Annotated in this window: 6 protein-coding genes and 3 pseudogenes; 2 read left to right on the top strand and 7 right to left on the bottom strand. The window is 60.2% G+C overall.

Annotated features, from left to right (window positions below):
• Together ACM43_RS10140 and ACM43_RS38810 are read right to left on the bottom strand one after the other, a co-directional pair.
• A pseudogene (locus ACM43_RS10140) lies at positions 1 to 1,142 on the bottom strand (IS3 family transposase); the annotation flags it as partial.
• Between the two features lie 384 nt (positions 1,143 to 1,526).
• On the bottom strand, positions 1,527 to 1,748 hold the full coding sequence (locus ACM43_RS38810) for a hypothetical protein (RefSeq protein WP_370140868.1): 222 nt from the start codon (positions 1,746 to 1,748) through the stop codon (positions 1,527 to 1,529).
• A 213-nt stretch (positions 1,749 to 1,961) separates the two neighbouring features.
• On the opposite strand from ACM43_RS38810, the gene ACM43_RS10135 reads away from it, so the two are divergent.
• Positions 1,962 to 2,348, top strand: coding sequence for a hypothetical protein (locus tag ACM43_RS10135; RefSeq protein WP_074448648.1), 387 nt, complete (start codon positions 1,962 to 1,964; stop codon positions 2,346 to 2,348).
• Between the two features lie 634 nt (positions 2,349 to 2,982).
• Complete coding sequence (locus ACM43_RS10130; protein WP_271539903.1) at positions 2,983 to 3,516, top strand: acetoacetate decarboxylase family protein; 534 nt, start codon at positions 2,983 to 2,985, stop codon at positions 3,514 to 3,516.
• A 634-nt stretch (positions 3,517 to 4,150) separates the two neighbouring features.
• On the opposite strand, the gene ACM43_RS38805 is transcribed toward ACM43_RS10130, so the two are convergent.
• The 5 genes and pseudogenes from ACM43_RS38805 to ACM43_RS10115 all read right to left on the bottom strand — a co-directional run.
• Positions 4,151 to 4,738: an IS66 family transposase gene (locus tag ACM43_RS38805; RefSeq protein ID WP_442869286.1), complete on the bottom strand. Its 588-nt coding sequence runs from the start codon at positions 4,736 to 4,738 to the stop codon at positions 4,151 to 4,153.
• Positions 4,739 to 4,868: 130 nt separating this feature from the next.
• Positions 4,869 to 5,051, bottom strand: a pseudogene (locus tag ACM43_RS38800) (IS66 family transposase); the annotation flags it as partial.
• Positions 5,043 to 5,579 (bottom strand): annotated as a pseudogene (locus ACM43_RS38795) (IS66 family transposase); the annotation flags it as partial. The pseudogenes ACM43_RS38795 and ACM43_RS38800, both read right to left, overlap by 9 nt.
• On the bottom strand, positions 5,548 to 5,985 hold the full coding sequence (tnpB, locus tag ACM43_RS10120; RefSeq protein WP_074448647.1) for an IS66 family insertion sequence element accessory protein TnpB: 438 nt from the start codon (positions 5,983 to 5,985) through the stop codon (positions 5,548 to 5,550). The gene tnpB and the pseudogene ACM43_RS38795, both read right to left, overlap by 32 nt.
• A 762-nt stretch (positions 5,986 to 6,747) precedes the next feature.
• Positions 6,748 to 7,431 (bottom strand): ribonucleotide-diphosphate reductase subunit beta (locus ACM43_RS10115; protein WP_271539902.1); only part of this gene is annotated, 684 nt, incomplete at its 5' end.

The following is a 7,431-nucleotide window of genomic DNA, read 5'->3' as shown; positions in this document are numbered from 1 at the left end:
CCCAGTTGGGCGGTGGTAGCGACGGGAGCTGGCGCGGAGCCATCGGCATAGCGCAGCGCCAGATCCCGGCGCGGGTGGCAGGTGAAGGCGAACTCGGAGGGTGTCTTCCATCCGAGCTGTGAGTGCGGTCGTGTGTAGTTATAATCGGCGAGCCACGACGCGGGTCTGAGCCAGCGACGTGAACAGCGTCTCGTTCAGCAATTCATCCCGGAGCCGACCGTTGAAGCTTTCGATGAAGCCATTCTGCATGGGCTTGCCCGGAGCGATATAATGCCAGGCGACGCGGCTCCGATCGGCCCAGGTCAGGATGGCGTTGCTGGTAAGTTCGGTGCCGTTGTCGCTGACCACCATCTTTGGCTTGCCGCGCTCCATGACCAGCCGATCCAACTCCCGCGCCACCCGGGCCCCGGAGAGCGAGGTATCGGCCACCAGCGCCAAGCACTCGCGGGTACAGTCATCGACCACGGTCAAGATGCGGAAGCGGCGGCCATCCGTGAGCTGATCGGAGACGAAGTCCAGTGACCAGCGGTCGTTCGGTGCCATCGGCACCGTCATCAGCGCCCGGGTCCCGATCGCCCGCTTGCGGCCGCCACGGCGGCGCACCACCAACTTCTCTTCCCGGTACAGCCGGAATAGCTTCTTGTGGTTGATCGCAAAGCCCTCCCGCTTGAGCAGAACATGCAGGCGCCGATAGCCGAAGCGGCGGCGCTCCTGGGCGATCGCCTTCATGCGCTGGCGAACGCCGGCATCATCCGCTCGGGTCGTCCGATATCTCATGGTCATGCGGCAGCAGCCTATGGCTTTACACGCCCGCCGTTCGCTCATCCCGTGGGCATCCACGAGATGCGCGACAGCCTTCCGCTTGGCCGCGGGCGTCACCACTTCTTTCCCAAAAGGTCCTTCAACGCCGCATTGTCCAGCATGGCGTCAGCCAGGAGCCGCTTCAGCTTCGTGTTCTCGTCCTCCAGCGTCCTCAGCCGCTTGGCCTCGGAGACGTCCATCCCGCCGTACTTGGCCTTCCATTTGTAGATGCTGGCGTCGCTCACGCCGTGCTTGCGGCATAGATCGGCGACCGACACCCCGGCCTCGTGCTCCTTCAAGATCCCGATAATCTGCTCTTCCGTAAAGCCGCTACGCTTCATGCTCTGGTCCTCGTTGTGGGCCAGAACGAACTTCAAACTGGATTAAGCCCCGGGGGCAAGGTCAAAGCCCTTGCAGAACGCTTTCATCGAGAGCTTTAGGTATAGGCAGCCCCGCTGATGCAAGGGATTTCAGCAGCACTTTGGATACTGGCCGGGTGCGTGCATGGATATAGCGTGTTAGTGCGACCGATGCGATGGCCGCTGGCCCTGGATGGAGATCGCGGATCGAGGTCTCATCAACGGGTCGCGCTTGTTGCGCCTAAAGCTCTTCGGGCTTGCTCGATGTCCAGCTCCGCCGGTGTCCATCATGCTGTCATTTGCCCTCACACCATCCGTGGCCAACTTGATGGCAACGCGATGGCAAGGACCATGGGCCGCTGCCGTTCAAGCAGGGCTTCGATACAGCCACGTCCGGCCCAGGACCAGCCCTTTGGATACCGAACGACCTTGCGTGTTCCGATGTCTAGCAAGTACCTGAGATAGGAATCGCCCTGTTTCGTAATCCGATCTAGCCCGTCCGTTCCCGGCGGTGGAATTCCGCTTAGGCCTCCGGCCAAGCCAGGCCGCGAACTCCCGCGCGGAGCGGAAGATGGTCGCGTCCGGCACGGTCGCGGCGAGAGCCGGGGCCGTTATGAGACCAATCCCGGGAATCGGATCGATCAAGCGCCGTGAGCGAGAACGTCAGAAGTAGGTGAATGGAATTGGCGAGTAAGCGCTCCAACTACCAGACATGATAGTAACTCACGGACCAGTGCGGAGGCTAAATTCGCAAGGACGCTTCGCGGCCGTACAGAAAGTCGTATCAGAGGAGCTTTCAACATGCTCACAGCAGCTGAAATTGCCAACGCAAAAACTCGCGTCAACTATCAAGATGACAATTGTCTCCACGAGGATGATGATAGCGTCCGGATTGCCTATCAATGGCTGGACGCGCAAATAACAACAAAGAAGAAGTTGAGAGCGGGACACCCTTTAAAGGAGATCATTGAAATTTGGGGCGGTAGGTTCGTTGCATCGTCTGATGTACGCGTTGCAGCCGAATTGCACCCACGAATTCGAGGGATGTACCCGCGGCTTAATATTAGCTCTCGCTTAACACTTCCTTCATGCCGTCGTCTGTTGGCTATTGCTGGGGCCAGAACGCAAGACTACTCGCTTACTGCCAACCACATCATCGAAACGTATGCCCGAATCGAAGGACCATAGATCAGCCGTTTGCTTGTAGACCCGCACCTAAAAACCTATTGTAGCTCTAAACAGGCTTTGCGTCAAAAAAAGCTCCGACCATAACTCCAGGGCGCATCGAGCGGCCGTAAGGGGCCGTTCAGGGGCCATCTACCGAATGACGGGGTGATCTGCGAGCCTGCGGTTCGTTTTGGACCGTTAGGCTTAGAATGGACACAGTGCATACTGCTATCACGGAGCCGGTGCGGCGCCTCGAGATCTTCAACCGGAGCGGGCCTTCGGCGGAAGTGGAGCGACGAGGACAAGGCTCGGAGTTTTGCGGAGATCGCAGCGAGTGGCGACTCGGTCTGCGACGGCTTGGATTGTCGCCGCAGCAGTTGTTTGGCAGGCGCCGTCAGTTGCGAGAAGCACCGGGCGGTCATTCCGAAGCAAAAGAAGTACAGTTTGTGCCGGCGGTGGTGGATGCCGTAGTGCCGGCGCCAGCTCTTGGGCGCGTGAGCGCAAAGCGGTACGCTGCAAGCCAGGGGGATAGTCATCGAGATCGAAGTTGAGGGCATCACGATCCGGGCCGGCCGTGGTGCGGACCCGACGATGATTGCGTCGATCGTCCAGGCTCTGAAGGCGAGCCGGTGATCGGCCCGTCGGGTGCGGTGCGGTGGGCATAGCGTGCTATGGCTTAAGCACAGTCGGACCGTATTTAGAGCACTACTCAGGAATCCAAGTTCGCGATCTTGGCGGGCAGACCGGCTACTACATTCCCTACATCTATGTGACAACGCATGATGCAGCGCTCGCTTCGGGGCGGGAGGTCCTTGGCTCTCCAAAAAGCTGGCACATCAGAATGACATGGGAAGACGGTCTAATTCAGGGCACGCTCGAACGTCCGGCTGGCAAGCGTCTGCTAACCATCCATGCTCAACCAAATCAACGCTCCGGTGCGGGACAGATGTATTCTACCCGGACGAACTTCTATTCGGTTCCCCATCTGCCCCCCTTAACAGAGTCCGGAAAGGGAGCCGCAACGCAACTCGTGAAATGGTGTACGGACCAAAGGTTCCGACGAGACCGAACGGGGCGACGAAGTACTTTCTACTGGCCCGGTTTCCCTGACTTACGACCCCCCACTCATCGATCCCGTGCACAATTTGTCAGTCGCGGATACTCTGCTCGGCACGTGCGAGGAGTATGACTCTAGACTCCAGGCCATCGGTGTCTTGTCGGGAGATCAATTCAGGCTAACAGAATGAGGAATGAGTTTGCCTCAACTTATCCAGTTAGAAGTCCTGGTGACCTTGCCCTAAGTTTTATCCAGGTCTCTGCCGGGGGTGCCCTCGTATTTTCTTGTGACGTGGCAGCAGGGGTACCAGTAATCGTTCTGGGCCGTCCGACGTTAGATGAAACGATAGATTGACTCATGGCTGATGATGGCGCGACCATGCTTCAGCACCAGCCGCCGGCGATCTGCTCCGGCGAATGTCCCATCGCAAGGCTTTTGCCCACGCATCTGCGCAGGTCTGACTGGCGCGCCATCGTGAAGCGACAAGCCCATCGCCTCCGTCGCTCGGCCGATTGCTGGGCGCGGATCGGCTCGCACATGCCGGCCAAGCCTTCGTGACAGTCCAACCTTCTTCTAGCTGTAGAAATGTGTGATATGCTTCGATGCAAGTTCAATGTTCAATTGCAGCCGTCGGGGTGTAAGCGGCAAGCTGCGGCCGTCACGCGGCATGGTTCCATGGCATGAGCGCGTCGATTTCGCTACTCGGCCAGCCATTGGTGATACGGTGAAGTGTTTAGGACGAGCCAAGCGAACGGATCGACGTTGTTCATTCTCGCCCTATGCAGCAGTGTTGCGATGGTCCCTCAGGTTGTCCGCCGCCGTCGCTGCCCGCGAAGAGGCTATTTTTTCTTGTAATTGTCTGTGGCGTGATGGCGCGCTCGACGATGTTGGAGTCCAGCTCAATGTGGCCGTCGGTGAGGAAGCGTTCGAAGAGGGAGCCACGTGAGACGGCATAGCGGATTGCCTCGGCCAGCTTTGATTTCCCGGAGATCCGCCGCAAGGTGTGCTGCCAGAGATCGAAGAGACCTGCGACGACCGCCCCGGAGGCTTGCTGGCGCGCGGCAACGCGTGCGTCGGGGCTTTGGCCGCGCACGGTCTTCTCAACCTGCCAGAGCTTTGCCATCCGTTCGACTGTCGTCGTTGCCACTTTCGAGCTTCCTGCAGCATGCAGCTCATAGAACTTGGGGCCTGCTGTGACCAGCAGCCGGCCAAGGTGATGCCGATCATTCCGCGATCGGGTCGCGCCAACTTGGTATAGGCGGCGTATCCACCAGCCTGCAGGGATGCCGCGATAACCATTGAGATGCCGGGCCGCACGTTCGCCGGAGCGGCTGTCTTCGAAGCGATACGCCACGATCGGGGGGCGCTGCCAGCAAAGGTTCCATCATCTCGGGCATAGCCCCATAAGCAGGTCGTCTTCGTCGATCCGGAGCCGGAGCGAGCGTCGGCAAGGTGGTCTCGTCGGCACAGATCCGTCCGGCCTTTTTTACCTCGCTGAAGATGTAGTCGGCCACGATCTCCAGCTTGAAGCCGAGCTTGCCCATCCATTGCGCCACCAGCTGGCTGTCAAGTTCGACCTGATCGCGGGCATAGATGGCTTCCTGCCGGTAGAGCGGTTGGCCATCGACGTACTGGAGACGGCGATCTGGGCCCGGCGCCTGGATCACGCTGTCCTCGTTCTTGAAGGCATACTTGGGACGGCGTGTGACGATGACGGGGAACTTCGCCGGCTCCACATCCAGACGCTTCGACACGTCCTCGCCGATGAGCACCTTCTGCTTGCCGGCATGCTCAGCTAACGCTTCCGGCTCGATGACAACCCCGATCCGTTCCAGATGCGATGCAAAGCCCTTGCGCCGACGAGGTGCGCGTTTGCCACCCGCCCCGCTCGCGGCCCTTATTGACCTGTGTCCTGATCGCAGCAATGCCGGTCTCGATCTCCTCGAAGGCAAAAGCCTGCTGTTCGTCATCGATACTCGCCGAGCCGAGCTTTTCCGATCGTCGGTCGAACCGGGGGCGGTCAAAGGCCTTTAGGATCTGCGTCAGCCGCGCGATGCGCGCATCGGCGTTGCGCGCCTTGAGATCGTCGATCTCGCTCTCCATTGCATCGCAGGCGCCGCTTTTTTGGCCATGGCAAGCACCATGGCCTTTAGCATCTCTACGTCATTCGGGAGGTCGAGATCGGGCGGGGGCATTGCCCCGACCAGAGCACCTTTTGCTCCGGTTCTCTCGTCCTTTCAGGCGTTGATTCACTTCGTCGCAGCGCTTACCGCCGGCGTGACCGCCACAGCCCGGACCCGCTTCCCCATCCATCCCGTCCACCAGGGCCATCAACTGCGCGGATTCATCTGTATCCGATGATGCCCGATTCCGCGGCCAGCAGAACTTCGCTTTTTCAAGGCGTTTCAAATAGAGGCACACGCCAGAGCTATGCCACCATACGATCTTGATTCGGTCAGCCCTTTTCGCCCGGAACACATAAAGCGCCCCGTCGAACGGATCTGAGCCGGCATCGCGCACCAGCGCAACAAGGCCATCGGTACCCTTGCGGAAGTCAACTGGATGGCTGGCCAGGAACACCTTCACGCCGGAGGGGATCATGCCGAACGGACCGCCCGGATCACCCGCTGCAGCTGCGCCTCGTCGGCGTCCACGCCGGCGCGCACGATCACCTCGCCAATGGAGGCAATCTCGATCACTGCCTCTGACATGCACGCCACCGCGACTTCGCGACTCGAAGGCCGCGAAGGTAGGTTCGTTCGCCCGAGCATCGCGACGCCAGACGAAGAGATGGGCGATCCCCGATACACTCGCGCCAGGCTCCTGCGCCTCTGCCACAACTTGCGCGTGAACTCGTCCGACCAGCGCCGGCGAAGCTGTCGCGGCGCCCCCTCAAGACGCTCGGCGACAGCTTCAATCATATGGAACGCGGACGATTACATCAAACCGGAGGCGTTCTTTGCTCTGCAAATGCCAGGCCGGTACGACACGGTCCTTGGTAAAGCGCTGAATCGCAGCGCGGGACCGAAACGTCGAAAATGGTGGCCGGCAAGCTGGCTGGTTTGGCATAGCGTTTGCTCCTGTAGCCCAGCACTCGGATCGGTCAGTCATGTGACGCTGCTTTTGTTCTTCGGGTATCGGGCGGCACGCGTTCAAAATGGGCTCTCTATTGCAAAGTCAACACCAACAGGTCCCATGAAGTCATGCCTTCATACCGCACGCTGCATGTAGTCTCTTGGCGATCGTGGCACCGGAGAATTGGGATTAGTGCAGAAAACAGCGTCTGCGCGGTTAGCATTGCGTGACATGCGCGCACCCGCGTCGGCAGGCGCTCAAGGCCAACGCTAGCATGAATAAGATGGGCTAGATACGGCCGAAAGTCGCCCACACCCCGTCTTCGCCGTCCCAGCTGCCGCGGCTCGCCGCCTTGGAGTACTCCGTGGCGCGCTGCTCGAAGAAATTGGCGTGCTCGACGCCATTGAGAATCTCGACGAGCCACGGCAGCGGATGCGCCTTGAGCTGGGTGAACCCGCCCTCCTTCGCCTCGAAGAAGCCGAAGACCGGGGCAATCCGGAGTTGGGCCAGTCGCCAGTCGGCGACGTAGCGGACGTAGGCGTGGATATGCTCGGGCAGCATGCCCTCGATCTTGCCAAGGCCGAAGGCGAGCTCGACGAAGTTCTCCTCCAGCTTCACCATGGTCTTGGCGACGTCGACAATGTCGTCGCGGACGGAGCGCGTCACCGCGCCGGTTTCGCGGTGCCATTCGTGAAATAGCTTGATGATGCCCTCGCAGTGGAGACTCTCGTCGCGCACTGACCAGCTTACGATCTGTCCCATGCCGTTCATCTTGTTGTGGCGTGGGAAGTTCAGCAGCATGGCGAAGCTGGCGAACAAGGCCATGCCTTCGGTGAAGGCGCCGAACATCGCCAGGGTGCGGGCGACATCCGCCACGCTGTCGACGCCGAACTCATGCATGTAGTCCGCCTTGGCGCGCATCTGCGCATAGCCGCGGAATGCCTCGAACTCGGTCTTGGGCATACCGAGCGT

Source organism: Bradyrhizobium sp. CCBAU 45321 (genome assembly GCF_028128975.1).
In the GTDB taxonomy this organism is placed as follows: domain Bacteria; phylum Pseudomonadota; class Alphaproteobacteria; order Rhizobiales; family Xanthobacteraceae; genus Bradyrhizobium; species Bradyrhizobium yuanmingense.
This window is presented reverse-complemented; position numbering and strand designations above follow the sequence as displayed.

What these genes read in the sequence shown, in the direction of transcription:
- ACM43_RS10135 (WP_074448648.1), top strand. Translation starts at nt 1,962, where the DNA reads ATGCTCACAGCAGCTGAAATTGCCAACGCAAAAACTCGCGTCAACTAT.
- tnpB (WP_074448647.1), bottom strand. Translation starts at nt 5,985, where the DNA reads ATGATCCCCTCCGGCGTGAAGGTGTTCCTGGCCAGCCATCCAGTTGAC.